Below are 25,372 nucleotides of genomic sequence, written 5' to 3'. Positions count from 1 at the left end.
ACCTGATGACACCCGTGACTGTGCGGCCCCCTTGCTGAGTGGAAATCTCGACATCCACGCAGCAGAGGGGGCATCGCCATGGACAAGCGGTACGAGGTCTACTGTCTTGCCGACCGGCATTTCTACGAGACCCCGGACCGACTGGCATCAGCACAGCAGCCGGGCGTCACACCGAAGTTCAGCACCGCGGAACGCCCGGTGCCGGAGAGCTGGAAGTCGTCGGTCAACGGCGACTGGCTGATGCTGACCCCGCTGGACGGGGACGGGCAGCAGCTGCCGCTGCCCGCTCAGGGCTGGAAGATCCATGTCTCCGCCACCCGCGAGAACGCCGACAAGGTCGCCTCCGTGGTGTGGGACTACTGCGTGCCGCGCGGCGTGCCCTTCAAGTTCGTGCCGGGCCCCGTCCTGCTGCACCTGCGCAACAGCAAGTACGCGGCCCGCGACGGCAGCGGCAAATTCGCCACCATCTACCCGACCGGCGAGGAACAGCTGCAGCAGATCCTGCGGGAGCTCGGCAAGCTCCTCGAAGGACACGAGGGCCCGTACATCCTCACCGACCTGCGCTGGGACGAAGGCCCGCTCTATGTCCGCTACGGCGCCTTCGCCCGCCGTATGTGCGTGGACAAGCGCGGCACGCTCGTCCCGGCCCTGGAGAACGCCGAGGGCGTCCTCGTACCGGACAAGCGTGACCCCGCGTTCCGGGTGCCGGAGTGGGTGAAGCTGCCCGCGTTCCTCGAACCGCAGCTCGCCGCCCGCAACACCACCACCGTCGGCGACCTGCCGTACCGCATCGAGAAGGCCCTGCACTTCTCCAACGGCGGTGGCGTGTACCGGGGCACCGACACCCGCACCGGCCGCAAGGTCGTCCTCAAGGAGGCCAGGCCGCACGCCGGGCTGGGATCGGACGGCGCCGACGCCGTCACCCGGCTCGAACGCGAGCGGACCGCCCTTGAGCGGGCCGCGGGCCTCGCCGTCGCACCCGAGCCGCTCGACTGGTTCCTGCTCGGCGACCACCAGTTCCTGGTCATGGAGTACATCGAGGGCCGCACCCTCAACTCCTTCTTCGCCGAACGCCATCCGCTGCTCTCGGCGGAGCCGTCCCGGGACGCGATCGCCGAGTACACCGAGTGGGCGCTGCGCATCCACGGCCTCGTCGAGCAGGCAGTGGAGGCCCTGCACGGACGCGGAGTGGTCTTCAACGACCTGCACATGTTCAACATCCTGATCGCCCCGGACGAGCAGTCGGTCACCCTGATCGACTTCGAGACCGCCGCCGACGCCGAGGAGGACGGGCGCCAAGTGGTCGCCCACCCGGGCTTCGTGGCCCCCGCCGACCGCAGGGGAGCCGACGTGGACCGCTACGCTCTGGCCTGCCTCCGGATCGCCCTGTTCATGCCGGTCACCACGCTGTTCGCGGTGGACCGGGGCAAGGCGGCCCACCTCGCCGATGTCGTCGCGGCGGAATTCCCGGACGTGCCAAGGGAGTTCCTCGACACGGCCGTGGCCGAAATCTGCCGCGGCTACCGCGCCCCCGACGGCGCGGCGCAGCCCGCCGCTGCCGAGGCGCCCGCCTCGGGACTGCACCTGGGCGGCGCCACCCCCGTCGCCGAGCCCGGCGACTGGCCCTACAGCCGCGACTCGATGGCCAAGGCCATCCTCGCCGCCGCCACACCCGAGCGCGACGACCGGCTCTTCCCCGGTGACATCGCACAGTTCACCGAAGGCGGCGGACTCGGCCTCGCGCACGGCGCCGCGGGCGTTCTGTACGCGCTCGCGCAGACCGGCGCCGAACGCTACGAAGAGGGCGAGGAGTGGCTGCTCGCCCACACCGACCCCGTACCGTTCGGCACCCCGCTCGGCCTGTACGACGGCATCGCCGGTATCGCCTACACGCTGCACCGCCTGGGCCACACCCAACGCGCCCTGGATCTCGTGGAGTTCGCGCTGCGCGAGAAGTGGCAGCGGCTCACCACCCATCTGCACGGCGGCCTCGCCGGACTCGGTCTGGTCCTCGACCACCTCGCCTGGACGGCGGGGGAGTCCCAGCTGAACGACCTCGCCCTCGAGGCCACCGAGATCGTCGCCTCCCGTGTCGCCGAGCTGCGCGACGGCGACCGTGCGGGCGGCAAGGGGCGGCGCGCGGGACTGATGCACGGCATGACCGGACCCGCCCTGCTGCTGATCCGGCAGTACGAGGCCACCGGGGCCCCGGAACTGCTCGAACTCGCCGGTGACGCTCTGCGGTTGGACCTGGAGTGCTGCGTCGAACAGAAGGGCGGCGGACTCCAGGTCAACGAGGGCTGGCGCACCATGCCGTACGTCGGGGACGGCAGCGCCGGCATCGGCATGGTCCTCGACGACTACCTCACCCACCAGGACGACGACGCCTTCGAGCTGGCCCGCGACGGCATCCTGACCGCCGCCACCTCACGCTTCTACGCGCAGCCCGGACTCCTCCAGGGCCGCGCCGGAATGATCCTGCACCTCAGCCGCACCACGATGCCCGAGGCGACCTCCGGGCAACTGGCCGCGCAGATCGCGGCGCTCGGCTGGCTCGCCATGCCCTACGCAGGCCAACTCGCCTTCCCCGGGCATCAGATGATGCGGCTTTCGATGGACCTCGCGACCGGAACGGTCGGCTGTCTGCTGGCCCTCGGAGCCGCCCTCGACAGCGGCTCCACCGCCCAGCTGCCGTTCCTCCCGCCGCTGCGACGGCGGCCATGAAGCCGGCTCCGTAGAGACGCGGAGCTGCGGGAAGCACCATCCCGTCCCCAACGGGGCCCGGACGAAGCGTCGGATCCCGAAAAGAGAGAGGAATGAACATGGCACTTCTCGACCTGCAGACCATGGAGAGGGAAGAGATGACCGGTGGCGGCGGCAGCGTCGTCAGCCTCCTGCTCTGCAGCCCCAGTGGCGCCAGCGTCACCGTGTGTCTGTGACAGCACTCCTGTGTCATTGACACCTCGCCGTGTCCGGGTGGCCTCTCCTCGTGAGGGGCCACCCGGGCCCGTGTCCGGCGACCGGCTGCTGCGCGCCGCCGCCCGGCACAGCGGCGCCCACCTCGTGGCCCTCGGCGCCCTGGCCATCCTGTCGGCGGCCGGTCATCTGCTGCTGCCCGCCGCGCTCGGCCACACCCTCGACCAGCTGCTCACGGCCCGGCCCGACGCCACCCGCTGGGTGCTGCTCTGCGTCGCACTGCTCGCCGCTCTCGCGGTGTGCGACGCCGGCGAGGAGATCCTCACCGGTACCGTCCACGCCCGCGGCGCCGCCTGGCTGCGGGCCTCCCTTATCCGCCACGTCCTCGCCGTCGGCCCCCGCGCGACGAGCCGTTTCGCCCCCGGCGACCTGGTCGCCCGGATGGTCGGCAACGCCGCGCACGCGGGCATCGGCCCCGCCACCGCCGCACTGCTGCTCGCCGCGCTCGCCGCCCCGCTCGGCGCCGTCGTCGCGCTCGGCCTGATCGACCTCTGGCTCGCCGTGGTGTTCCTCGCCGGAGCACCCGTACTCGCCCTCCTCCTGCGGGCGTTCACCCGCGCGTCCTCCGACTGTCTGACCCGCTACCAGCAGGTCCAGGGCGACCTCGCGGCCCGTCTCGCCGAGGCCGTCGGCGGCGCCCGCACCATCGCGGCCGCCGGGACGGCGGACCGCGAACGGGACCGCATCCTGCGGCCGCTGCCCGAACTCGCCCGGCAGGGACACCGCATGTGGCAGGTGCAGGGCCGGGCCGCCGCCCAGACCGGCGGTGTCGCACCGCTGCTGCAGCTCGGAGTGGTCGCGACGGCAGGCCTCCAGCTGGCCCACGGCCGCCTCACCGTGGGCGAGCTGTTCGCGGCGTCCCGCTACGCGGTACTCGCCGCCGGAGTGGGCGTCCTCGTCGGCTATCTGTCAGGGCTCGTCCGGGCGCGCACGGCGGGCCACCGCCTCGCCGAAGTCCTCGCGGAACCCGCGACGGAGTACGGGGACAGGGAACTCCCGCCGGGCACTGGCGCTTTGACCTTCCGCGGCGTCAGCGTGCAGCGGGCCGGGCGCACCGTCCTGTCCGGGGTCGATCTGCGGGTTCCCGGCGGGGCCACCTACGCCGTGGCCGGTGCGTCGGGCTCAGGGAAGTCGCTGCTCGCCGCCCTCGCGGGCCGCCTCGCCGACCCCGACGAGGGCGAGGTGCTGCTCGACGGCGTCCCGCTGCGCGACCTCACCCACGCACAGGTGCGCGCGGCGGTCGCCTACGCCTTCGAACGCCCCGCGCTCCTGGGCGACACCCTCGCCGGGACCATCGCGCTCGGCGCGGACCTGCCGCGGGACGCGGTCGTACGGGCCGCGCGCTCGGCCCACGCGGACGACTTCGTCCGGCGTCTGCCCCGCGGATACGACACCCCCTGCGCCGACGCGCCCCTCTCCGGCGGCGAGGTCCAACGCCTGGGCCTGGCAAGGGCGTTCGCGCACGACGGCCGCCTGCTCGTCCTGGACGACGCGCTGTCCAGCCTGGACACGGTCACCGAACGCGATATCGCCGAGGCACTCCTGGGCCCCACGACCGGCAGGACCCGCCTCATCGTCGCCCACCGCGCCACCACCGCAGCCCGCGCGGACCAGGTGGTGTGGCTGGCCGACGGCCGGGTGTGCGCGGTCGGCCCGCACGAGGAGCTCTGGCAACTGCCCGCCTACCGCAAGGTGTTCGGCCACCCGGCCGGCGAGTCCGGGCGCGGACCCGGGCAGGAGGAGGACCTCCGTGCGTGACTCCGCCCTGCACCGGCGCGCCCTGCGCTTCCTGCGCGGCAAAGGGCGGGTGCTGCTGCGGCTCACCGCGTGGTCGGTCCTGGAGACGGGACAGACCTTCGTCACCGGGTACGCCGTGGCCCGCGCCGTCGACGACGGCTTCCTCGCCGGCGACGCACGCACCGGCCTCGCCTGGCTCGCCACCGCCGCGCTCGCCGTGATCCTCGGCGCGTACGGCACCGGCCGGGCCTACCGGGCCGTCGGCGCCCTGGTCGAGCCGCTGCGCGACGCCCTCGTCGAACGGGTCGTGGCCCGCGCGGTGGCCACGGCCGACAGGGGCGCGGTGTCGCGGCTCACCCAGCAGGTGGAGATCGCCCGCGACTCCTTCGCGGGCCTGCTCATGGTGTGCCGGTCGTTCGTCTTCACGGCCGCGGGCGCCCTGATCGGCCTGGCCTCGCTCGCCGCGCCGCTGGTCCTCCTGGTCGCCCCGCCGCTGCTCGCCGCCATCGCCCTGTTCACCCTCACTCTGCGGTTGCTGGCCCGCCGCCAAGAGGCCTTTCTGGTGACGGACGAGCGGCTCGCGGCCCAACTCGCCACGGTGACACCGGGGTTGCGCGATGTGTCCGCCACGGGAGCGGAGCGGCCCACGGGCGCGGCCCTCACCCGCCTGTCGGACGCGGAGTTCCGCGCGGCCCGCGCACTGGCCCGCTGGAGCGTGGTCCGGGTGCTCGCCCTGACCATCGGCGGCCGCCTCCCGGTCGCCCTGCTGCTCGTCGCCACCCCCTGGCTGCTGCGCCACGGAGTGACCGCCGGCGCCCTGCTCGGAGCCCTCACCTACATCACCCAGTCCCTGCTGCCCGCCCTCCAGTCCCTGATGGACGCCCTGGGCACGAGCGGCTCCCGCCTCCTGGTCGTACTGCGCCGCCTCGCTCCGTCCGGAACCGGCGGCTCGGGGGAGGCGGTTGAGGAGCCTCGTGCGGGTTTGGGCGCGGAGTCCCCCCGTGTGGGCTTGGGTGCGGAGCCTGGTTCGGGTTTGGGCGCGGAGCCTGGTTCGGGCTTGGGCGCGGAGCCCGGTCCGGGTTTGGGCGCGGAGTCCCGTGTGGGCTTGGGTGCGGAGCCTGGTTCGGGCTTGGGCGCGGAGCCTGGTTCGGGCTTGGGCGCGGAGCCTGGTTCGGGCTTGGGCGCGGAGCCTGGTTCGGGCTTGGGCGCGGAGCCCGGTCCGGGTTTGGGCGCGGAGTCCCGTGTGGGCTTGGGTGCGGAGCCTGGTTCGGGCTTGGGCGCGGAGTCCTGTGCGGGCCGGGATACGGAGCCTCGTCCGGGCCGGGACACGGAGCCTCGTCCGGGCCGGGACACGGAGCCCGGTAGGGACGTGGTCCTGAAGCCCGGTGCAGACGTGGCTGCGGAGTCCGGTGCGGGCGTGGACGCGGAGTTCCGTAAGGACGTGGTCGTGGGGCCTCGTGCCGCCGCCCCCGTACCCGCCCCCGTACCCGCGCCTGCACCCGCCCCTGCCCCCGGCCACGCCCTCGCGCCCGCCGTCTGTCTCGAAGACGTCACCTTCGCCTACGGGCCCGGCGCGGAACCCGTCCTGCGCGGGCTTGATCTGAGCGTGCCCCAGGGGGCGCATCTGGCGGTCGTGGGCCCCAGCGGCATCGGCAAGTCGACGCTGGCGGGAATCGCCGCAGGGCTCCTTCGCCCGCAGGAGGGGGAGGCGTGGTTGTGCGGGGCGCGGGCCGACGGGCCCGAGGCGCTCGCCCGGCGCGTACTGATCCCGCAGGAGGCCTACGTCTTCTCCGGCACCGTCGCCGAGAACCTCAGCTATCTGCGCCAGGACACCGTTCCCGAGGCGGAGTTGCTGGCCGCGGCCGATGCGGTCGGCATGGGTCCGCTGCTCGAACGGCTCGGCGGCCTCGACGCCCTCGTGGAACCGGCGGCGCTCTCGGCGGGCGAGCGCCAGCTGATCGCGCTGACCCGCGCCCATCTCTCCCGCGCTCCCGTGGCCCTCCTGGACGAGGCCACCTGTCACCTCGACCCGGAGGCGGAGGCGCGCGCCGAGGGGGCCTTCGCGGAGCGTCCGGGCGGCACGCTCGTCGTGATCGCGCACCGGATCAGTTCCGCCCGCAGGGCCGACCGGATTCTGGTCATGGACGGCCCGCGGGTCGTCTCGGGTCACCACGACGAGCTGCTCGAACGCTCCGGTCTCTACCGTGATCTGATCGGAGCGTGGGCCGGGACCCCCCTGTCGTAACGTGTCCCGGACCCTGGCGCGTTCCGGCCCTCAGCCGACCGGTGCCGTCGGCCTCTCGGGCCTCTCCGGGACCTCCGGCCGCTCCGGTCTCAAACCCACCCCTCTCCTCGCGAGATCCTTATCGCGTCGACCCGGTTCCGGGCCCCGGTCTTCCGTGTGATCGCCGCCATGTAGTTGCGTACCGTCCCGTTGGACAGATGCAGACTGCGCGCGATCTCCGCGATCGACGCACCGCCCGCCGCAAGCGACAGCACACTTAACTCCCGCTGTGTCAACGGCATCTGAGAGGCCCTCAGAAATCCGAAGCCCAGCGAGTCGTCCACGAACCTGCGTCCGGCGGCAACCTGCCGGATGGCGGTGAGCAGCTGTTCCGGCGGGCTCGCCTCGTCGACGTAGCCGAGCGCGCCGGCCTCCGCCGCCCGCCGGAGAAGTCCCGGACGGTCCGCGGTGGACAGGACAAGCAGGGGACAGGCCCCCGCCCCGGCCGTACGGCCGGTCAGTTCGCCCAGTGGGGCGAGCCCATAGGGCTCCGCGCAGTGCAGATCGGCGACGCACACATTCGGCCGTAAGGACCGTGCGCGGACGCCGGCACTGCGCCATGGCACATGAAAAACCTCCAAGTCGGTCTCTCTGGCGAGGCGTTCAGCCAGGGCTGAGCGCATCAGACAAGAGTCGTGCACAAGAAGTACCCGGATCACGTCCGCTCCCCTAAGTCCCCGCTTACCGGCTGCTTCGTTTCGAGCACGCAGAGCACGCAGCTAATTCAAGCGGCGGGTACCCGGCGATGGAGCTTGAGAACAGGCCAAGGCGCAGGCGACGGGGGCGTGCAGGCGCATGCCCCGCGCCCGCGTGCGCCCCCCGTGCACAAGCGTCTCCGACGGGGCGTCACATGGGCCGTCACATGAATTCCGAGGACGGATTACGGGGACGGGGCCCGGCCTGCGGGCTCGGGGGTACGGGGGGCGGGGGTGGGCTCCGGGCGACGGATCCGGGGGACGGGCTACGGGCGGCGGGGCACGGAGCCAGCGCCCGGCACGGGGGCCGAAGGGCGGATTCCGGCACCAGCGTCCGGCGCGGCGTCCGGGCGACGTCGGCCCACAACCGCCAAGCCCGAACCGCCTCCGCTGCACCGAGGCCGAGCCGTCTCCGCTGCCGCCGAGGCTGAACCGCTTTCACCGCCGCCGAGCGCGAACTGCCTTCGCTGCGCCGAGGCCAAGCCGTCTCCGCTGCCGCCGAGGCTGAACCGCCTTCATCGTCGCCAAGCCCGAACCGCCTCCGCTGCACCGAGGCGGAGCCGTCTCCGCTGCCGCCGAGGCTGAACCGCCTTCATCGTCGCCAAGCCCGAACCGCCTCCGCTGCGCCGAGGCGGAGCTGCCTTCACCGTCGCCGAGGCTGAACCGCTTTCACCGTCGCCGAGCGCGAACTGCCTTCGCTGCGCCGAGGCCGAGCCGTCTCCGCTGCCGCCGAGGCTGAACCGCCTTCATCGTCGCCGAGGTGGGACCGCCCGCTACCGCCGAGGTCGATCTGCTTCCCGTGACGTCAGCCCGCTACCGGCGGCTTCGGCCCGCCATCGACGGCCTCGGCTCGCTAGCGGCGACCGTGACCCGCTTCCGGCGGCCTTGGTCCGCTTCCGGCGACCTCGCCCCGCCGCCAGCACCCTCGACCCGTCACCCGCACCCGCACCCGCTCCCGCCCCCGCGGCCGCGACCCGCGACCTCAGCCCGCGTCCGGCGACGTCAGATCGATCAGCCTGCACACCGTTTCGATGTCGATCTTGACCTGGGCGATGGAGGCACGGCCCGACAGCCAGGTGATGAGTGCCGAGTGCCAGGTGTGCTCGATGACGCGGACCGCGGACAGCTGCTGCGGTGTCGGCTCGGCCTCCAGGCCCATCGCGTCCAGGATGATCGCCGTGGTGAGCCGCGAGACCGTGTCGACCTCGGGGGAGACCGAACGGTCCGCGAAGGTCAGGGCCCGCACCATGGCGTCGGCGAGATGCGGCTCGCGCTGCAGTGCGCGAAAGGCCCGCATCAGGGTCTCGGAGACCCGCTCGGCCGCGCTCTCCCCGCCCGGCGGCCGCTTGCGCAGCGTGGTGTGCATGTGCTGCAGCTGGTCCTGCATGGTCGCCACGAGCAGATGCACCTTGGACGGGAAGTACCGGTACAGCGTGCCGAGCGCCACGCTCGAGGACTCGGCGACCTCCCGCATCTGCACCGCGTCGAAACCGCCCCTGCTGGCCAGCTGGGCGCTGGCGTGCAGAATGCGGCGACGGCGGGCTTCCTGACGCTCGGTCAGGGGAGGGGATGCCGCGCCGGGTTCCTTCACGTCCGCCACTTCCGCTGTCATATGTCCCGTTCCACGGTGCCGATCCAGAGGGCCTGGGAGCCGGGCCCGCAAGGAGCACAGCATGGCAGGGGCGCAGTCGTGGCGCGAATCACCTGATCCAGGCCTTCCGGTCTACTTACCTGCCGGTAAATTCGAAGCTCCTCGGGCGATCAAGTCTGAAACTTGTTCTAGGTTAGCGTCCCAGCGTAATGTCGCGGGAGCCGCAGGGAGAAGGGGGCCGTGAGTGACCGCTGAGGCCATCGAGACGGGCCCCGGATCGGGCCGCACAGCAGGACCCCTGGCGGGTCATGTGCCGCCCGAACCGTCCGCGCGGGGCGGCGGCGACCGCCCGCTGCGGATCGCGATGCTCACGTACAAGGGGAACCCGTTCTGCGGGGGCCAGGGTGTGTACGTACGCCATCTCTCGCGCGAGCTGACCCGGCTCGGCCACCACGTGGAAGTGATCGGCGCACAGCCCTACCCGGTCCTCGACGAGGTCGACGGCACGGGCATCGCCCTCACCGAACTGCCGAGCCTCGACCTCTACCGCAGCCCCGACCCCTTCCGCACCCCGCGCCGCAAGGAGTTCCGGGACTGGATCGACGCCGTCGAGTTCGCCACCATGCGCACCGGCGGCTTCCCCGAACCGCTGACGTTCTCGCTGCGCGCCCGGCGCCACCTGGCGGCCCGCAGCGGAGAGTTCGACGTCGTGCACGACAACCAGACGCTCGGATACGGCCTGTTGGGCGGCCCCGCCGCCATCGGCGCGCCGCTCGTGACCACGATCCACCACCCCATCACCGTGGACCGGCAGCTCGAACTCGACGCCGCCGACGGCTGGAAGGGCCGCGCGTCGGTGCGCCGCTGGTACGGCTTCACGCGGATGCAGAAGCGCGTGGCCCGGCGACTGCCGTCGGTGCTCACCGTCTCCGGTACCTCGCGCCAGGAGATCGTCGATCACCTCGGGGTACGCGAGGACCGTATCCACGTCGTGCACATCGGCGCCGACACCGATCTGTTCTCGCCCGACCCGGCCGTGCCGCAGGTGCCGGGCCGGATCGTGACGACGTCCAGCGCCGACGTACCGCTCAAGGGTCTGATCCATCTCGTCGAGGCGCTGGCGAAACTGCGTACCGAGAACCCCGCGGCCCATCTGGTCGTCGTCGGCAAGCGCGCCGAGGACGGACCGGTCGCGGCGGCCATCGAGCGCTACGGCCTCGACGGCGCGGTCGAGTTCGTGAAGGGCATCACCGACGCGGAACTCGTCGACCTGGTGCGCGGCGCCGAGATCGCCTGCGTGCCGTCCCTCTACGAAGGCTTCTCGCTGCCCGCCGCCGAGGCCATGGCCACCGGCACCCCGCTCGTGGCCACCACGGGCGGCGCGATCCCGGAGGTCGCGGGCCCGGACGGCGAGACCTGTCTCGCGGTGCCACCGGGCGACGCGAGCGCGCTCGCGGCGGCACTCGGACGGCTCCTCGGCGACACCGAGCTGGGCAGGCGGCTCGGCGCGGCGGGCCGCGAACGGGTGCTGTCGAAGTTCACGTGGGCACGGGCGGCGGAGGGCACCGCCGAGCGGTACCGGGCGGCGATGGAGCAGGCTCCGCGCGTTGGGGCCACACGATGACAGCGGGGGCCACACGATGACATCCGAGCCCGGCCCGGGGGCGGCTTCCGGCGGTAGCCGCAGGGCCCGCACCGGACCCGCCCACCCCACGGCCCACCACCCCCGACCCCACCCCGAAGGCAGGCGCCCGTGCTGACCGTCGACTTCACCCGCTTCCCGCTCGCCGCAGGCGACCGCGTCCTGGATCTGGGCTGCGGCGCGGGCCGGCACGCGTTCGAGTGCTACCGGCGCGGAGCGCAGGTCGTGGCGCTCGACCAGAACGCCGAGGAGATCCGCGAAGTCGCCAAGTGGTTCGCCGCCATGAAGGAGGCAGGGGAGGCCCCGCAAGGTGCCACCGCCACCGCGATGGAGGGCGACGCACTCCAACTGCCCTTCCCCGACGAGTCGTTCGACGTGGTCATCATCTCCGAGGTGATGGAGCACATCCCCGACGACAAGGGCGTGCTCGCCGAGATGGTGCGGGTGCTCAGGCCCGGCGGCCGGATCGCCGTCACCGTGCCGCGCTACGGCCCCGAGAAGGTCTGCTGGACGCTCTCCGACGCGTACCACGAGGTCGAGGGCGGCCACATCCGCATCTATAAGGCCGAGGAACTGCTCGGCAAGATGAAGGAAGCCGGCCTCAAGCCGTACGGCACGCACCACGCGCACGCCCTGCACAGCCCCTACTGGTGGCTCAAGTGCGCCTTCGGCGTCGACAACGACAAGGCGCTGCCGGTGCGGGCGTACCACAAGCTCCTGGTCTGGGACATCATGAAGAAGCCGCTCGCCACCCGGGTCGCCGAGCAGGCCCTCAACCCGCTGATCGGCAAGAGTTTCGTGGCGTACGCGACCAAGCCCCACCTGCCGGCCGCGGCCGTGGCGGACGCTTCGTGACGACGCCGCGGACGCAGCACCTGGTCCTGCCGGGCGTCCTCACCGCCGAGCAGGCCGCGCAGACCGTACGGGGCATCCTCGCCGGGCAGCGCCCGGACGGCGCCATCCCGTGGTTCCGCGGGCACCATCTGGACCCGTGGGACCACACCGAGGCCGCCATGGCCCTGGACACGGCGGGTGAGCACGAGGCCGCGGGCCGCGCGTACGACTGGCTGGCCCGGCACCAGAACCCCGACGGCTCCTGGTACGCGGCCTACGCCGACGGTGACGCCGAGCGGCCCACCGACCGGGGCGTGGAGTCCAACTTCTGCGCGTACGTCGCCGTGGGCGTCTGGCACCACTACCTCGCCACCGGCGACGACACCTTCCTCGACCGTATGTGGCCCACCGTGGTCGCCGCGATCGAGTGCGTGCTCACGCTGCAGCAGCCCGGCGGCGAGATCGGCTGGAAGCGCGAGGAGGACGGCACGCCCGTCACGGACGCGCTGCTCACCGGCTCCTCCTCCATCCACCAGGCCCTGCGCTGCGCCCTGGCCATCGCCGATGAGCGCGAAGAGCCGCAGCCCGACTGGGAGCTGGCGGCCGGTGCGCTGCGCCACGCGATCCACCGGCACCCCGAGCGCTTCCTCGACAAGAACCGCTACTCCATGGACTGGTACTACCCGGTCCTGGCCGGCGCCCTGACCGGCGCCGACGCCAAGTCGCGTATGGAGCAGGGCTGGGAGCGCTTCGTGGTGCCCGGTGTGGGCGTCCGCTGTGTCGTGCCCAACCCCTGGGTCACCGGCGGCGAATCCGCCGAACTCGCCCTCGCGCTCTGGGTGATGGGCGAGTCCGACCGCGCCCTGGAGATCCTCCAGTCCATCGGGCATCTGCGCGACGAGCGCACCGGTCTCTACTGGACGGGATACGTCTTCGACGACCAGGCCGTCTGGCCCGAGGAGCAGACCGCCTGGACGGCGGGCGCCCTGCTCCTCGCCGTCGCGGCGCTCGGCGGCCACGACGCGACCTGCGCGGTCTTCGGCACGGACCGGCTTCCGGCGGGACTCGAACCCGACTGCTGCTGACCTCCGGCGACGGCTGCTGCCCTGCGGCCGCCGCTGACTCCCGGCTGCCGCTGACCTCGGGCTGCCGCTGACCTCGGGCTGCCGCCAGCCTCCGGCCGCCGCCAGCCTCCGGCCGCCGCTGGACGCCGCTCGCGCTGAACGTTCCGTGGCGGGCGTCGGTCCGTGTCCAGGGGTGGCCGGGCCGTCAGTAGCGACGGATCCGGTTGGCCACGAAATGGCCGACCAGGAGATACACGAGCGCGGCCAGGCCGTAGCCCGCGACCACGCGCGCCCAGGTGTCGTCGAAGGTGAACAGGTCGTGCGACCAGCCGGCCAGCCAGCGCGCGACGTCATGGACGAACTGCACCAGGTCGTTGGCCCGGTTGGCGTCCAGGAGGTACATCAGAATCCACAGGCCGAGAATCACGGCGAGGACGTCGGCGATGACCGCGACGACCGTGCCCGCCTGCCATGTACGACTTCGATGCGGGGACATGTACTCCGGGTGACCGGCTCGCGCCGGCTGAAACCCTCGGTCACCGGGCGGCGCCACGGATGGGCTCGCCCGAGTGGCGGCGTGCGGGGCCCCGGGTGAGGCTGACGGACAGCGCCCGCACCCGGCCCCGGGGCGCGCGCAGGCCCACGGGCCCTACGTGCCGACCCAGGCCCTCTTGGAGGTCCGCCGTGCTCAGCTCCGCTCCCTCCCTGCCGACCGTCCCGCTGAAGCGACTTCTCGTCGCAGTCACGCTCTGCTGCGCCCTGCTCGTGGGCACCACGGCGTGCGGCAGCGACGACAAGGACGCCGCGGCGACGCCGTCGCCGACGACGTCGGCGGAGAAGCAGAAGTTCGCCAAGACACGGTTCGTGGCGAACGCGGGGCTCGCGGCGGGTGCCGCCTACCAGTGGATCATCAAGCCCGCCCGTGCGGGCAAGTTCAAACAGGGCGCCGACGGCCGGAAGTTCGCCATGGTCAAGGCGGGCCTGGCCGGCGCCTTCACCTACAACCGCCTCAAGGCGGCGGCGAAGAACGCCGAGGGCGATCCGCTCCTGGCCAAGGCCGTGGCCCCGCTCGCCGCCGGCATCGAGTCCCTCAAGGACCTCCCGTCCAAGCTCCGCAAGGGCGAGGGCGCGGACGACGCCGCAGGCGTCTTCGACAGCGTCATCAACTCGGTGAAGGGCGCGGGCAAGGACGCAGGGGCGCCGGTGGTGGAGAAGGTGCCGTCGGTTTCACAGCTGAACGGGGGCTGAACGGGGTCCGAGCGGGGCCGAGTTGGCGTAACCCGGCCCCCGCCGGTCCGCTGCCTACCCGTTCAGCTCCGCAAGCACCCGCAGGGTCTCCCGGTCGGGCGCCAGCACGAGCAGATCCGTCACCGGCCCCTTGCGCCACAACTCCATCCGCTCCGCGATCCGTTCACGCGGTCCGATCAGTGAGATCTCGTCGGCGAACGCGTCCGGCACGGCGAGCACCGCCTCCTCGCGGCGCCCTTCGGCGAACAGCTCCTGGATGTGCCGGGCCTCCGCCTCGAACCCCATCCGGGCCATGAGGTCGGCGTGGAAGTTCTTGGCGGCGTGCCCCATGCCCCCGATGTAGAACCCCAGCATCGCCTTCACCGGGAGCAGCCCCTCCGCCACGTCGTCGCACACCTTGGCCCGCGCCATGGGCGCGATCCGGAAGCCGTCCGTGAGCCCGTCGAGCGAAGCCTCGTATACGTCCGTACGCAGCGGCGACCAGTACAGCGGCAGCCAGCCGTCGGCGATCCGGGTGGTCTGCGCGATGTTCTTGGGGCCCTCGGCGCCGAGGAACACCGGCAGGTCGGCGCGCAGGGGATGGGTGATGGACTTGAGGGGCTTGCCGATGCCCGTGCCGTCCGCCCCGGCGTACGGATGCGCGTGGAAGCGCCCGTCGAGCTCAACCGGCGCCTCGCGCCTGAGCACTTGCCTGATGACGTCGACGTACTCCCTTGTCGCGGTCAGCGGCGACTTGGGGAACGGCCGGCCGTACCAGCCCTCCACCACCTGCGGCCCGGAGAGCCCGAGCCCGAGCATCATCCGGCCGCCGGAGAGATGGTCGAGGGTGAGGGCGTGCATCGCGGTGGCGGTGGGGGTGCGGGCGGCCATCTGCGCAACCGCCGTACCCAGCTGGATGGTTGAGGTCTGCGCGGCGATCCAGGTGAGCGCGGTGAAGGCGTCGGACCCCCAGGCCTCGGCGGTCCACACGGAGTCGTAGCCGAGCCGCTCCGCCTCCTGCGCCAGCGCGACATGGCCGGGGTCGGGGCCGCGCCCCCAGTAGCCGAGTGCGAGCCCGAGCCGCATACGCCCTCCCGTATCTGACGGTACGTCAGTTCAGCTGTGGTGGGGCGACTGTACGGGGCGGGCGCGGACATGGCAACGGCCCCCGTTCCGCAGGGAACGGGGGCCGTATGGCGCTTTCGGGCTCCGGGCTCAGCCGCGCTGGATACCCGTCGTGTCCTGCAGTACGCCGCGACGGCCGTCCTGCGTCTGGGCCACCAGGCCGGGACCGCGCTGCTCGACGGCGAGGTACCAGGTGCCGGGCGCCAGCTCGGCGATCGGCGTGGGGCTGCCGTCCTCGGCGTACAGCGGCCGCTGGACCGGCACGGCGAACCAGAACGGCGTGAAGTCACTGGGGGCCGGCGCCTGCGCCTGGGCCTGCTGCGGGGCGGGGGCCTGCTGCTGACCGGGCAGCGGCTGACCCTGCTGGCCGCCGTACGACTGCTGCGGCTGACCGCCGTAGGGCTGCTGCCCCTGCTGCGGACCGCCCGGGTAGCCGTAACCACCCTGCTGCGGCTGGCCGCCGTACATCGGCTGCGGCTTCGGAGCGCCGACGAGGGCAGCGTTCAGGGCCGGGACGAGGGGGGTGGCGATGGCACCGGCGGCGAGGGCGAGGGAGGCGATGAGGCCGAGGATCAGGCCGGCACCGGCTTCGAGCTGCTCGGGCAGATCGATGAGCGTCCAGAAGAAGTTCCACGCGACGGCGAGCGTCAACGCGGCACCGACCTGGCCGAGGTCGAGACCGGCGATCTTGCGGGGCTGCGGGAGGCCACGGTTGACGATGATCAGGGCCGCTCCGATGACCCCGACCATGAAGGTGCCGATGGCGGTCCCGAGACCTTCCCAGGCGTTGCCACCGAAGTTGCCGTAGAGGTCCACGAACGAGGCGATGAACAGCAACACCGCTGCCCCGATCACCACTGCGTCGCCTCGAGTGAGAGAGCGGAAATTCACTTCAGGTCCTTCGTAGATCGTCAGGTGTCAGGCGTCGCTGTCGCCGGTACGCGCGGTGCGAAGCGTGGGGGTGGCCCCCTATCGTACGGATGACCCTATCGCTCACCGGGCCGGGGTGTCTGGTCGGTATAAAGACCCCCTCTTCCTACCCCTGCAGAAGGTCGGGGATACCGGGAGAACTCCTGTGCGCCCCCTATACGGCACCATGGAGCGCCGCCCCATTCCCGTACCTCTGGAGGCACTGTGGCCGCCCCCGCTCCCGGTTCCGAAGCTCCCGCTCCCAAGCCCGGGATACTCGCCGCCTTCGAGGCCGCCAAGGGCTTCATGCCGGTCGACGAAGGGCTCGCCCTGTATGCCGCCGCACTGGAGGCGGGTGCGCTCGGGCTGCCGCTTCTTGAAGTGGGGACGTACTGCGGGCGGTCCACGATCCTGCTGGCCGACGCCGCGCGGGAGACGGGTGTGACGGCTGTCACCGTCGATCACCACCGTGGCAGCGAAGAGCAGCAGCCGGGCTGGGACTTCCATGATCCGGAGACCGTCGACCCCGAGGTCGGGCGGATGGACACGCTGCCGTCCTTCCGGCGCACCCTGTACAAGGCGGGCCTGGAGGACCACGTGATCGCGGTCGTGGGGCGGTCGCCGCAGGTGGCCAAGGTGTGGGGAGGTGAAGTGGGCTTCGTCTTCATCGACGGCGGTCACACCGACGAGCACGCGAGCGCCGACTACGAGGGCTGGGCACCGCATCTCGCGCAGGGCGGGCTGCTGCTCATCCATGACGTGTTTCCCGACCCCGTCGACGAGTTCACCGGCCAGGCCCCCTACCGCGTCTACCTCCGCGCCCTCGCGTCCGGCGCCTTCACGGAGGTCTCGGCGACCGGCTCGCTGCGGGTCCTGCGCCGTACTGGCGCGGGTGTCTGACCTGATGCCTGCGTGGCCGGGGGCCGGGGGCCGGGTGTCCATGTGGCTGTGTGGGCTGCGCGGCCGCGCGCTCGGGGGTCCGCGCGCCTGATGACCCGCTGACCACGTGACCCGCCGATCGCGAAAGGGCCTAGGCTCGCACTCGTGTCGTACGACGATCCGGACAATCCCTCACCTGCCCCGGGCGGCCGCCCGCCGCGCCGGCGCGGGGCGCTCGTGGCCGTGGCCGCCCTGGTGCCCGCCGGGCTCGCGGGATGGCTGCTGTGGCAGGCGATGAGCGGATCCGGCGACGGCGATCCGCAGCAACTGCGGCCCTCGTCCGGCCAGTCGTCCCCGTCCTCTCCGTCGTCCGCGCAGGGCGGGGCGGGCGGCGGTGACGACAAGTCGGCGCCGTCGGGGTCGAAACCGGTGGGGTCGTCCGGCCCGGCGGATCCCGACCCGTCGAAGTCCTCCTCCGCGCCGAAGCCGCCGCGCGACGGTGCGCTCAAAGGCAAGACCGTGGTGATCGACCCGGGGCACAATCCGAACAATCGCAATCACCCGCAGGAAATCTCGCGGTTGGTCGACATCGGAACGAATAAAAAAGAATGCGACACAACTGGCACATCGACCAATAACGGTTATAGCGAAGCCGAATTCACTCTCGACGTCGCCCACCGTCTCCGCACTCTCCTGGAAAAGCAGGGTGCGACCGTGAAATTCACCCAGGACGGCGACCGTGCCTATGGTCCCTGTGTCGATGAACGTGCCCGGATCGGCAATACGGCCGACGCCGACGCCGTCGTCTCGATCCACGCGGACGGCTCGGGCGAGGGCAACCGGGGTTTCCATGTGATCATGCCCGCCAAGGTCGACGCGGGTTCCGCCGACACCACCGCGATCGCCGGCCCCTCCCGTGATCTGGGGGAGCGCATCGCGGGCGGGTTCGTACGCAGCACCGGAACCGCTCCCTCCAACTACATCGGCGGCGGCACGGGCCTCGACGTCCGTGACGACCTCGGCGGCCTCAACCTCTCCAAGGTCCCCAAGGTGTTCATCGAGTGCGGCAACATGCGTGACGCGAAGGACGAGGCCCTGCTGACCAGCGGTACGTGGCGGCAGAAGGCGGCCCAGGGGATCTCGGACGGCATCGAGGGGTTCCTCGCGCCCTGAGGCGTCCCGGCCCTCGTCCACTCGTGGACCGTCACCCCACGACCTTTCCTCGTAGACCGTCATCTGACCTTCCGTCAGATTGGAACGTGTTCTACTGTGCCCTGCATGGGGATCGGAATCACAGAAGAGCAAAGCGAGTTGGCCGACGCGGTGCGCGGCTGGGTCGCCCGGGCCGTACCGCCCGAGGAGCTGCGCAAGCTGCTCGACGCCCCGAGCGGCGCGGGCGGCAGGCCCGGCTACTGGGACGGGCTCGCCGAGCAGGGGCTGCTCGCGCCCCATCTGCCCGAGGCTTACGGCGGGGGCGGCGGCGACCTCGTGGATCTCGCCGTCGTCCTGGAAGAGGCCGCGCGGGCCGCGCTGCCAGGCCCGAACCTGGCCAACGCCCTCGCCGTCACCGCCCTGCACCGGGCCGGAGCCCGGGAGTTGGCGCGGAGCCTGGCATCCGGAGAGCGGATCGGCGCCGCCGCACTGGGCGCCGGCACGCTCACCGCCGTCGCCGCGGACGACGGCTACGTCCTGGACGGCACCGCACCACCCGTACTCTCCGGCGCAGAAGCCGATCTGCTGTTGCTCGCCGCCGAATCGGCAACCGGCACTATATGGGTGGCCGTCGACGCGGAAACCGTCACCGCGCGGGCGCATGACAGCGCGGATCCGACCCGCCCGACCGCCGAGGTGACGGCCACACAGACACATGTGCCCACCGCGCGCGTGCTGCACGACCTGGACACCGCCCTCGTCCGTGACCTCGCCGCCGCCCTTTATGCGGCCGACGCCTGCGGCACCGCCTCCTGGGCGCTCGCCACCGCCGCCGAATACGCCAAGGTGCGCGAGCAGTTCGGGCGCCCCATCGGACAGTTCCAGGGAATCAAGCACCTGTGCGCCGACATGCTGGTCCGGGTGGAGAAGGCACGTGCCCTCGCCTGGGACGCGGTCAGGGCGCTGGACGACACCCCCGAAGCGCGGGGCCTCGTCACGTCCCTCGCCGCCGCCACCGCGCTCGACGCCGCCTACTCCTGCGCCAAGGACTGCATCCAGATCCTCGGCGGCATCGGCTTCACCTGGGAGCACGACGCGCATCTCTACCTCCGGCGGGCCGTCGTGGCACGGCAGTTGCTCGGCGGTACGGACACCCACCACGCGCGTGCCGTCCGGTTCGCGGAAAACGGCGCCCGTAGAGAGCTGCGCCTCCAGCTGCCCGCGGAGGCCGAGACGTACCGCCAAGAGGCACGCGGTGTGATCGACGGAGTGCGCGGGCTCGCCCCCGGCGCCGTCCGCCGTGCCCTCGCGCCCACCGGATACGCCGCCCCGCATCTGCCTCCGCCCCACGGGCTCGGCGCCGGTCCCGTGCAACAGCTCGTCATTCAGGAGGAGTTGAGCGCCGCCGGAGTCAAGGTCGCCGACCTGGGCATCGCCACCTGGGTCGTGCCCTCGCTCATCGCGTACGGCAGCACGGCGCAGCAGGAGCGGTATCTCGCGCCCACCCTGCGGGGCGAGGTGCTGTGGTGCCAGCTGTTCAGCGAGCCGGGCGCCGGGTCCGATCTGGCGTCCCTGCGCACCCGCGCGGAGCGGCTCGACGACGGGCGGTGGCGGATCAACGGCCAGAAGGTGTGGACGAGCGCGGCGCAGTGGGCCGACCACGGCATCCTGCTCGCCCGGACCGACCCCGAGGCCCCCAAGCACAAAGGGCTGACGTATTTCCTCGTCGACATGAAGGACACGGACGGCATCGACGTCCGGCCGCTCAAGGAGATCACGGGGGACTCCCTCTTCAACGAGGTCTACTTCGACGACGTCGTGCTGCCCGCCGACGCCGTCGTCGGGGAGGTGAACGACGGCTGGCGCGTGGCGCGCCACACCCTGGGCAATGAACGCGTCCACATGGCCGACCAGTTGACCTTCGACACCGGTCTCGAAGCGCTCATCGCACGGGCCGCCGACCTCGACGGCGCCTGCCGCGCCCGGATCGGGGCGCTCGCCGCCGAAGCGCACGCCCTCGCCTGTATCGGGCTTCGCACCACCATGCGTCAGGTCGCCGGGGCCGAACCGGGCGCCGGTGCCTCCATCAGGAAGCTCGTCCAGACCCCGCACCAGCAGAAAGTCGCCGAACTCGCCCTGGAGTTGCTCGGCCCGGACGGCGCCGTGCGCGAGGGCGCGGGGGAGCGGGCCGTCCACGGATTCCTGATGTCGCGCTGCCTGACCATCGCGGGCGGCACCACACAGGTGCAGCTGAACGTCGTCGCCGAGCGCCTGCTCGGACTGCCGCGCGACCCCGAGCCGCGCCCCATCATCTGACCGGGCCGCGCCCCATCATCTGACCGAGTTCCCGAGGCCTCACGGAGGGTTCGCTGTGAAGACGTACATCGTCGGTGTCGGCATGACCAAGTTCGAGAAGCCGGAGACCCGCGACTGGCAGTACTGGGACATGGCCAAGGAGGCCGGCACCAAGGCCCTCGAGGACGCCGGAATCCCGTACGAGAAGGTGGAGCAGGTGCCCGTCGGGTACTGCTTCCAGGCCTCCACGGCGGGGCAGCGGGCCGCGTACGAACTGGGGCTCAGCGGTGTGCCGGTCTACAACGTCAACAACAACTGCGCGACCGCGTCCACGGCCCTGATGATGGCGCGCCAGTTCGTCGCGGGCGGCCTCAACGACTGCGTACTGGCGCTCGGTTTCGAGAAGATGGCGCGCGGCGCGCTCGGCGGCGGTGCGGACGCCGGGTCGGACTTCAAGACGTCCCCGGTGGCCCGCCACTACGGCATCATGGCCGCCAAGCACGGCTTCGAGATGACCCCGCCCACCGCCCAGATCTTCGGTGACGCGGCGCGCGAGCACATGGAGCTGTACGGCACCACAGAGGCGCAGCTCGCGGCCGTGGGCGCCAAGAACCACCGGCACTCGGCGAACAATCCGTACGCCCAGTTCCAGGACGTCTACACGGTCGAGGAGATCCTCGCCGCCAAGACCATCCACCGGCCGCTCACCAAGCTGCAGTGCTCGCCCACGTCCGACGGATCGGCGGCGGCGGTCGTGGCCTCCGAGCGGTTCGTGGAGCGGCACGGGCTCGAAGAGCAGGCCGTGGAGATCGTCGCGCAGGCCATGACGACGGACACCGCCGCGTCCTTCGACTCCGGTTCGTGTATCGATGTCGTCGGCAAACCCATGTCCCGCGCGGCGGCGGCCCAGGTGTACGACGCCTCGGGCATCGGCATCGAGGACGTCGACGTGATCGAGATGCACGACTGCTTCTCCATCAACGAACTGCTCACCTACGAAGCGCTCGGCATGTGCGACGACGGCGAGTCCGGCAAGCTCGTCGAATCCGGTGCGACGACCTATGGGGGCCGGTGGGTCGTGAACCCCTCGGGCGGTCTGATCTCCAAGGGACATCCGCTGGGCGCGACCGGACTCGCGCAGGCCGCCGAACTCACCTGGCAGCTGCGCGGCACGGCGGGGAAGCGGCAGGTGCCGGGGGCGGAAGTGGGCCTTGCGCACAACATCGGACTCGGTGGCGCGGCGGTCGTGACGATGCTGCGTAAGTAGCGGTCGGGACGATGCCGCGTAAGCGGTCGTGGCGATGCTGCGGACCGGCCTAGTCCTCGCGACCGAGGCTCCGTACTCCGATACCCCGATGCATCCGCGGGCCCCGTCCTGAGAGCATGGCCGTCATGGTCCAAACCCCGTCCACCACTTACATAGCCCCGCCCTCCCGGAAGCCCGCCCCGCTCTGGGCGGTCATGCTCGCGGCCTGCGCGGGCCAGTTCCTGGTCGTCCTCGACGTGTCCGTGGTCAACACCGCGCTGCCGTCCATGCGAGCCGACCTGGGCATGAGCGCGCTCGGCCTGCAGTGGGTGGTCAACGCCTACTCGATCGCCTTCGCCGGGTTCATGCTGCTCGGCGGACGGGCCGGCGACCTCTTCGGGCGGAAGCGGATGTTCCTGGTCGGGCTCGGACTCTTCACCGCCGCGTCGCTCGCGGGCGGACTCGCACAGGCCGACTGGCAGCTCCTGGTCGCCCGCGCGCTGCAGGGCCTCGGCGCCGCCGTGCTCGCGCCGTCCACGCTCACCATCCTCACCTCGGCCGTGCCCGAGGGAGCCGCCCGGGTGCGGGCCATCGGCACCTGGTCCGCGGTGGGTGCGGGCGGCGGCGCGGCCGGCGGCCTGGTCGGCGGGGTCCTCACCGATCTGCTGTCCTGGCGCTGGGTTCTCCTGATCAACGTGCCGATCGGCGCCCTCGTGCTCGTCGCGGGCGCCTTCTGGCTCAGCGAGAGCCGTGCCGGTCAGGCACGACGCCTCGACCTGCCGGGTGCGGTGCTCGTCACGGCGGGCCTCGCGACCCTCGCGTACGGCATCGTGCAGACCGAGGCCGAGGGGTGGACGGCGCCCGCGACCCTCGCGCCGCTGGCCGCGGGACTCGCGCTGCTCGTGGTCTTCCTCCTGGTGGAGTGGCGGACCAAGGTGCCGCTGATGCCGCTGAAGCTGTTCAGGGTGCGGTCGGTGTCGGCGGCCAACCTGTCCATGTTCATCTGCGGCGGCGCCATGTTCGCCATGTGGTTCTTCATGACGCTCTACGCCCAGAACGTCCTCGGCTACTCACCCCTGAAGGCCGGGCTCGCCCTCGTACCGTCCTCGCTCACCGTGGTCATCGGCTCCAAGCTGGCGCCGCGCCTGATGCCGATGATCGGCGCGAAGAACGTCTCGATGCTCGGCATCGTCGTATCCGCCGCAGGATTCGGCTGGCAGTCCACGATGACCGTCGACGGCGCGTACGTCACCTCCATCATGCTTCCCGGCATGCTGATGATGCTGGGCGCGGGCCTCGCGGGAACTCCCCTTGCCTCGCTTGCCACTTCGGGCGCGGCACCCGGTGACGCGGGCCTCGTCTCCGGCCTGATCAACACCTCCCGCACGATGGGCGGCTCCCTCGGCCTCTCGGTCCTCTCCACGGTCGCGGCCTCGCGGATGGCGGGCTCCGACAGCCCGGAGGCGCTGACCGAGGGGTACGCGGCGGCGTTCCGCACGAGTGGGTTCATCCTGCTCGCGGGGGTCGTGGTGATGCTGCTGTGGATGCCGCGAGCGGCTTCGGAGCCGGCTGAGAAGAACTGAGGCAACGGTTTCGGTCCCCCATGGACTCTATGAAGCAAGGAGGTATTCATGGGGGAGCGAAAGCAGGCTCTGGACGATGAGTTCCAGGGCTTTGTGAACAGCCGCTGGCCGCGGCTGATGCGTACGGCCTTCCTGCTCACGGGAGATCGGCACGCCGCCGAGGACTTGGTGCAGTCCTCGTTGGAGCGTGCCTATGTGTCCTGGCGCAAGGTGAGCGCCGCCGGCGATCCGGACGCGTATGTCCGCCGCATCATGGTCAACACCCATGCGCGGCGCCACCGCAGGAAGCTCAAGGAGATCCTGTCGGTCCGGGACGCCTCGCCGGTGCCCGAAGTCGCCGAGCGCGGTGACCGCATGGCGCAGGCGGAGGACCGCTCCGTGCTGATGCGGGCCCTGGCCCAACTCCCGGCAAGACAGCGGGAAGCAGTCGTCCTGCGGTACTGGGAGGACCTCACGGAGACCCAGACGGCCGAGACCATGGGCTGCTCCGTCGGGTCGGTCAAGAGCAATGCGGCGAAGGGCATCGCGAAACTCCGGGCGATCCCCGGCCTCGCTGCCACAGTGACGAGCGGAGGGCGGAAGTGATGGGCGCAGAGCGGGAGATGTCGCACGCGGACGTGGCGCTGCTGCTTGCGGACGCGGCCGACGGGATCGAGCCGGGCGCCGCACCCTGCCAGGCGGTGATGCGCGGCGGAAAGCGCCGCAAGGCCCGCCGCTGGCTGGCCGGCGCGGCCACGGCCCTGGTGCTCGCGGGTTCCACGGGGTCGATCGCCATCGCCGTGGTGGACGGACGCGACCAGACACATGTCGCGGACAAGCGCCTGAGCCCGGACGAGCGGAATGTCTACAGCCCGGCGCGCGTCCAGCTCGCCGAGCTCTTCGACAAGGGGGGCTCCATCAAGGCGTATGTCTCCGTGGAGGTCTGGGGCGCTCCCCTGAGCCGGACGGAGGCGGCCCGCCAGAAGGACCGCATGGTCGATTACGGCGTGTGGGACGAGCGCAAGAACGACAAGGCGCCCCTCCTGGAAAGGGCCTGGTCCTCGGTCGTCGTCGTCGACCCGGCCACGGGCAGGCGCGAGCTGGTGAGCTTCGGTCTCGTGGACAAGAACCCGGACCCCATGGGGTATGAGTCCAGCGAGTTCACGCTCAAGGGGTCACGGCTGACCGTCGGGCAGGTCGGCCCGGGCGTCAAGAGCGTCGCGTTCGAGTACGAGGACAGCACGTCGGAGCCCGAGCTGTTCAAGGTGCCCGGAACCGGAAAGCGCTGGTTCCTGCAGGACCGGGACGACTCCCCGGCCTCCTCGGAGAAGCCCCTGGGCATAAGGGTGTACGGACAGGACGGGAAGTCGAGGACGGTCGCGGGCCAGTGAGGCGCGGCGGTCCGGGTGGCCCCGGTGGTCCGGGTGGTCCGGGCGGGCCTCAGAGCCACCCCTGCCCGCGGGCCTCCCGCACGGCTTCCATGCGGTTGCGGGTGCCCGTCTTGCCGATCGCCGAGGACAGATAGTTGCGCACGGTCGACTCCGACAGATGCAGCTTCCCCGCGATATCGGCGACCGTCGCACCGTCGACGGAAGCCTTCAGGACATCGCACTCGCGGTCGGTCAGCGGGTTCGGGCCGGCGCTCAGGGCGGCGGCCGCGAGTGCCGGGTCGACGACCGTCTCACCGCGCAGGACCTGCCGGATCGCCTCGGCGAGTTCCTCCACGGGCCCGTCCTTGACGAGGAAACCGGCGGCGCCCGCGTCCATGGCCCGACGCAGATAGCCGGGGCGGCCGAAGGTGGTGAGGATGAGGACCTTGCAGTCGGGGCACTCCGTGCGCAGCTCTTCCGCGGCGTCCAGGCCGCTGCGGCCCGGCAGTTCGATGTCGAGCAGCGCCACATCGGGGTGGGCGGAGAGGGCCGCGTCCACCACCTGGTCGCCCGCGCCGACCTGGGCGACCACCTCGATGTCCCGTTCCATACCGAGCAGCAGGGCCAGGGCGCCGCGCATCATGCCCTGATCCTCGGCAAGCAGCACCCGCACGCACTTCGTGGGGCGGTGGTCCTGGGGCATCTCGTCCATAGGGGTCAGATTACGGAGAGGGGAGGAGTTTGGCTTACGGAGAGGGGAGGAGTTTGGCGCCGCGGCGGCCCC

The 25,372-nt window shown here is 71.7% G+C and carries 21 protein-coding genes; 15 read left to right on the top strand and 6 right to left on the bottom strand.

Translation table 11 applies throughout. The features are described 5' to 3' along the window. The first annotated feature begins 78 nt into the window (after positions 1 to 78). The 4 genes from lanKC (at position 79) to ACFQVC_RS30355 (ending at position 6,958) form a co-directional block, all read left to right on the top strand. A complete protein-coding gene (gene lanKC / locus ACFQVC_RS30370) occupies positions 79 to 2,724 on the top strand; it encodes a class III lanthionine synthetase LanKC (protein WP_381836562.1) in 2,646 nt (881 codons plus the stop codon). 98 nt (positions 2,725 to 2,822) lie between these two features. Next, entirely contained in the window at positions 2,823 to 2,939 is a 117-nt protein-coding gene (locus tag ACFQVC_RS30365) for a SapB/AmfS family lanthipeptide (protein ID WP_381836835.1), read from the top strand. Between the two features lie 70 nt (positions 2,940 to 3,009). Further along, a complete protein-coding gene (locus tag ACFQVC_RS30360; RefSeq protein ID WP_381836560.1) occupies positions 3,010 to 4,734 on the top strand; it encodes an ABC transporter ATP-binding protein in 1,725 nt (574 codons plus the stop codon). Continuing rightward, positions 4,727 to 6,958 carry an ATP-binding cassette domain-containing protein gene (locus tag ACFQVC_RS30355; RefSeq protein WP_381836558.1) on the top strand — a complete coding sequence of 744 codons (2,232 nt, stop codon included), beginning with the start codon at positions 4,727 to 4,729 and terminating at the stop codon, positions 6,956 to 6,958. Before ACFQVC_RS30360 ends, ACFQVC_RS30355 begins: the two co-directional genes overlap by 8 nt. Before the next feature lie 89 nt (positions 6,959 to 7,047). Here ACFQVC_RS30355 and ACFQVC_RS30350 read toward each other — a convergent pair whose 3' ends face one another. Continuing rightward, complete coding sequence (locus ACFQVC_RS30350; protein WP_381836556.1) at positions 7,048 to 7,656, bottom strand: LuxR C-terminal-related transcriptional regulator; 609 nt, start codon at positions 7,654 to 7,656, stop codon at positions 7,048 to 7,050. Between the two features lie 1,018 nt (positions 7,657 to 8,674). Next, positions 8,675 to 9,304 carry a TetR family transcriptional regulator gene (locus tag ACFQVC_RS30345; protein ID WP_381836554.1) on the bottom strand — a complete coding sequence of 210 codons (630 nt, stop codon included), beginning with the start codon at positions 9,302 to 9,304 and terminating at the stop codon, positions 8,675 to 8,677. A 223-nt stretch (positions 9,305 to 9,527) separates the two neighbouring features. Here ACFQVC_RS30345 and ACFQVC_RS30340 point away from each other — a divergent pair, with 223 nt between their 5' ends. From ACFQVC_RS30340 to ACFQVC_RS30330, 3 genes are all read left to right on the top strand, one after another. After that, positions 9,528 to 10,907, top strand: a complete 1,380-nt coding sequence (locus ACFQVC_RS30340) for a glycosyltransferase family 4 protein (RefSeq protein WP_381836552.1) — start codon at positions 9,528 to 9,530, stop codon at positions 10,905 to 10,907. A 129-nt stretch (positions 10,908 to 11,036) separates the two neighbouring features. Further along, entirely contained in the window at positions 11,037 to 11,780 is a 744-nt protein-coding gene (locus tag ACFQVC_RS30335; RefSeq protein WP_381836550.1) for a class I SAM-dependent methyltransferase, read from the top strand. Continuing rightward, entirely contained in the window at positions 11,777 to 12,844 is a 1,068-nt protein-coding gene (locus tag ACFQVC_RS30330; protein ID WP_381836548.1) for a prenyltransferase/squalene oxidase repeat-containing protein, read from the top strand. Before ACFQVC_RS30335 ends, ACFQVC_RS30330 begins: the two co-directional genes overlap by 4 nt. Before the next feature lie 184 nt (positions 12,845 to 13,028). Here ACFQVC_RS30330 and ACFQVC_RS30325 read toward each other — a convergent pair whose 3' ends face one another. Then, a complete protein-coding gene (locus tag ACFQVC_RS30325) occupies positions 13,029 to 13,319 on the bottom strand; it encodes a hypothetical protein (RefSeq protein WP_381836546.1) in 291 nt (96 codons plus the stop codon). 188 nt (positions 13,320 to 13,507) lie between these two features. Between ACFQVC_RS30325 and ACFQVC_RS30320 the strand changes: the two genes are divergently transcribed. Beyond that, the gene (locus tag ACFQVC_RS30320) at positions 13,508 to 14,071 is read left to right on the top strand and encodes a hypothetical protein (protein ID WP_381836544.1); all 564 of its coding nucleotides are present in this window, start codon (positions 13,508 to 13,510) and stop codon (positions 14,069 to 14,071) included. Positions 14,072 to 14,125: 54 nt separating this feature from the next. On the opposite strand, the gene ACFQVC_RS30315 is transcribed toward ACFQVC_RS30320, so the two are convergent. Both ACFQVC_RS30315 and ACFQVC_RS30310 read right to left on the bottom strand, forming a co-directional pair. Then, complete coding sequence (locus ACFQVC_RS30315; protein ID WP_381836542.1) at positions 14,126 to 15,136, bottom strand: LLM class F420-dependent oxidoreductase; 1,011 nt, start codon at positions 15,134 to 15,136, stop codon at positions 14,126 to 14,128. 129 nt (positions 15,137 to 15,265) lie between these two features. Continuing rightward, entirely contained in the window at positions 15,266 to 16,066 is an 801-nt protein-coding gene (locus tag ACFQVC_RS30310; protein WP_381836540.1) for a hypothetical protein, read from the bottom strand. Between the two features lie 324 nt (positions 16,067 to 16,390). Between ACFQVC_RS30310 and ACFQVC_RS30305 the strand changes: the two genes are divergently transcribed. The 7 genes from ACFQVC_RS30305 (at position 16,391) to ACFQVC_RS30275 (ending at position 24,609) form a co-directional block, all read left to right on the top strand. Beyond that, entirely contained in the window at positions 16,391 to 16,984 is a 594-nt protein-coding gene (locus ACFQVC_RS30305; RefSeq protein WP_381836833.1) for a class I SAM-dependent methyltransferase, read from the top strand. Positions 16,985 to 17,128: 144 nt separating this feature from the next. Beyond that, the gene (locus ACFQVC_RS30300; protein ID WP_381836538.1) at positions 17,129 to 18,136 is read left to right on the top strand and encodes an N-acetylmuramoyl-L-alanine amidase; all 1,008 of its coding nucleotides are present in this window, start codon (positions 17,129 to 17,131) and stop codon (positions 18,134 to 18,136) included. A 105-nt stretch (positions 18,137 to 18,241) separates the two neighbouring features. After that, complete coding sequence (locus tag ACFQVC_RS30295; protein ID WP_381836536.1) at positions 18,242 to 20,431, top strand: acyl-CoA dehydrogenase; 2,190 nt, start codon at positions 18,242 to 18,244, stop codon at positions 20,429 to 20,431. Positions 20,432 to 20,486: 55 nt separating this feature from the next. Beyond that, the gene (locus tag ACFQVC_RS30290) at positions 20,487 to 21,677 is read left to right on the top strand and encodes a lipid-transfer protein (protein WP_381836534.1); all 1,191 of its coding nucleotides are present in this window, start codon (positions 20,487 to 20,489) and stop codon (positions 21,675 to 21,677) included. A gap of 125 nt (positions 21,678 to 21,802) precedes the next feature. Next, complete coding sequence (locus ACFQVC_RS30285) at positions 21,803 to 23,239, top strand: MFS transporter (RefSeq protein ID WP_381836532.1); 1,437 nt, start codon at positions 21,803 to 21,805, stop codon at positions 23,237 to 23,239. Positions 23,240 to 23,287: 48 nt separating this feature from the next. After that, the gene (locus tag ACFQVC_RS30280; protein ID WP_381836530.1) at positions 23,288 to 23,824 is read left to right on the top strand and encodes a SigE family RNA polymerase sigma factor; all 537 of its coding nucleotides are present in this window, start codon (positions 23,288 to 23,290) and stop codon (positions 23,822 to 23,824) included. Beyond that, positions 23,824 to 24,609 (top strand): hypothetical protein, encoded by a 786-nt coding sequence (locus ACFQVC_RS30275; protein WP_381836529.1) that lies wholly within the window; start codon positions 23,824 to 23,826, stop codon positions 24,607 to 24,609. The genes ACFQVC_RS30280 and ACFQVC_RS30275 overlap by 1 nt, the downstream gene beginning before the upstream one ends. A 49-nt stretch (positions 24,610 to 24,658) precedes the next feature. Here the strand turns inward: ACFQVC_RS30275 and ACFQVC_RS30270 are convergent, their stop codons facing one another. After that, positions 24,659 to 25,300 carry a response regulator gene (locus tag ACFQVC_RS30270; RefSeq protein ID WP_381836527.1) on the bottom strand — a complete coding sequence of 214 codons (642 nt, stop codon included), beginning with the start codon at positions 25,298 to 25,300 and terminating at the stop codon, positions 24,659 to 24,661. Between the last annotated feature and the right edge of the window lie 72 nt (positions 25,301 to 25,372).

This window comes from Streptomyces monticola (assembly GCF_042665355.1).
GTDB lineage: Bacteria > Actinomycetota > Actinomycetes > Streptomycetales > Streptomycetaceae > Streptomyces > Streptomyces monticola.
This window is presented reverse-complemented; position numbering and strand designations above follow the sequence as displayed.

What these genes read in the sequence shown, in the direction of transcription:
- ACFQVC_RS30280 (WP_381836530.1), top strand. Translation starts at nt 23,288, where the DNA reads ATGGGGGAGCGAAAGCAGGCTCTGGACGATGAGTTCCAGGGCTTTGTG.
- ACFQVC_RS30285 (WP_381836532.1), top strand. Translation starts at nt 21,803, where the DNA reads ATGGTCCAAACCCCGTCCACCACTTACATAGCCCCGCCCTCCCGGAAG.
- ACFQVC_RS30345 (WP_381836554.1), bottom strand. Translation starts at nt 9,304, where the DNA reads ATGACAGCGGAAGTGGCGGACGTGAAGGAACCCGGCGCGGCATCCCCT.
- ACFQVC_RS30270 (WP_381836527.1), bottom strand. Translation starts at nt 25,300, where the DNA reads ATGGACGAGATGCCCCAGGACCACCGCCCCACGAAGTGCGTGCGGGTG.
- ACFQVC_RS30325 (WP_381836546.1), bottom strand. Translation starts at nt 13,319, where the DNA reads ATGTCCCCGCATCGAAGTCGTACATGGCAGGCGGGCACGGTCGTCGCG.
- ACFQVC_RS30305 (WP_381836833.1), top strand. Translation starts at nt 16,391, where the DNA reads ATGCCGGTCGACGAAGGGCTCGCCCTGTATGCCGCCGCACTGGAGGCG.
- ACFQVC_RS30275 (WP_381836529.1), top strand. Translation starts at nt 23,824, where the DNA reads ATGGGCGCAGAGCGGGAGATGTCGCACGCGGACGTGGCGCTGCTGCTT.
- ACFQVC_RS30295 (WP_381836536.1), top strand. Translation starts at nt 18,242, where the DNA reads ATGGGGATCGGAATCACAGAAGAGCAAAGCGAGTTGGCCGACGCGGTG.
- ACFQVC_RS30315 (WP_381836542.1), bottom strand. Translation starts at nt 15,136, where the DNA reads ATGCGGCTCGGGCTCGCACTCGGCTACTGGGGGCGCGGCCCCGACCCC.
- lanKC (WP_381836562.1), top strand. Translation starts at nt 79, where the DNA reads ATGGACAAGCGGTACGAGGTCTACTGTCTTGCCGACCGGCATTTCTAC.
- ACFQVC_RS30365 (WP_381836835.1), top strand. Translation starts at nt 2,823, where the DNA reads ATGGCACTTCTCGACCTGCAGACCATGGAGAGGGAAGAGATGACCGGT.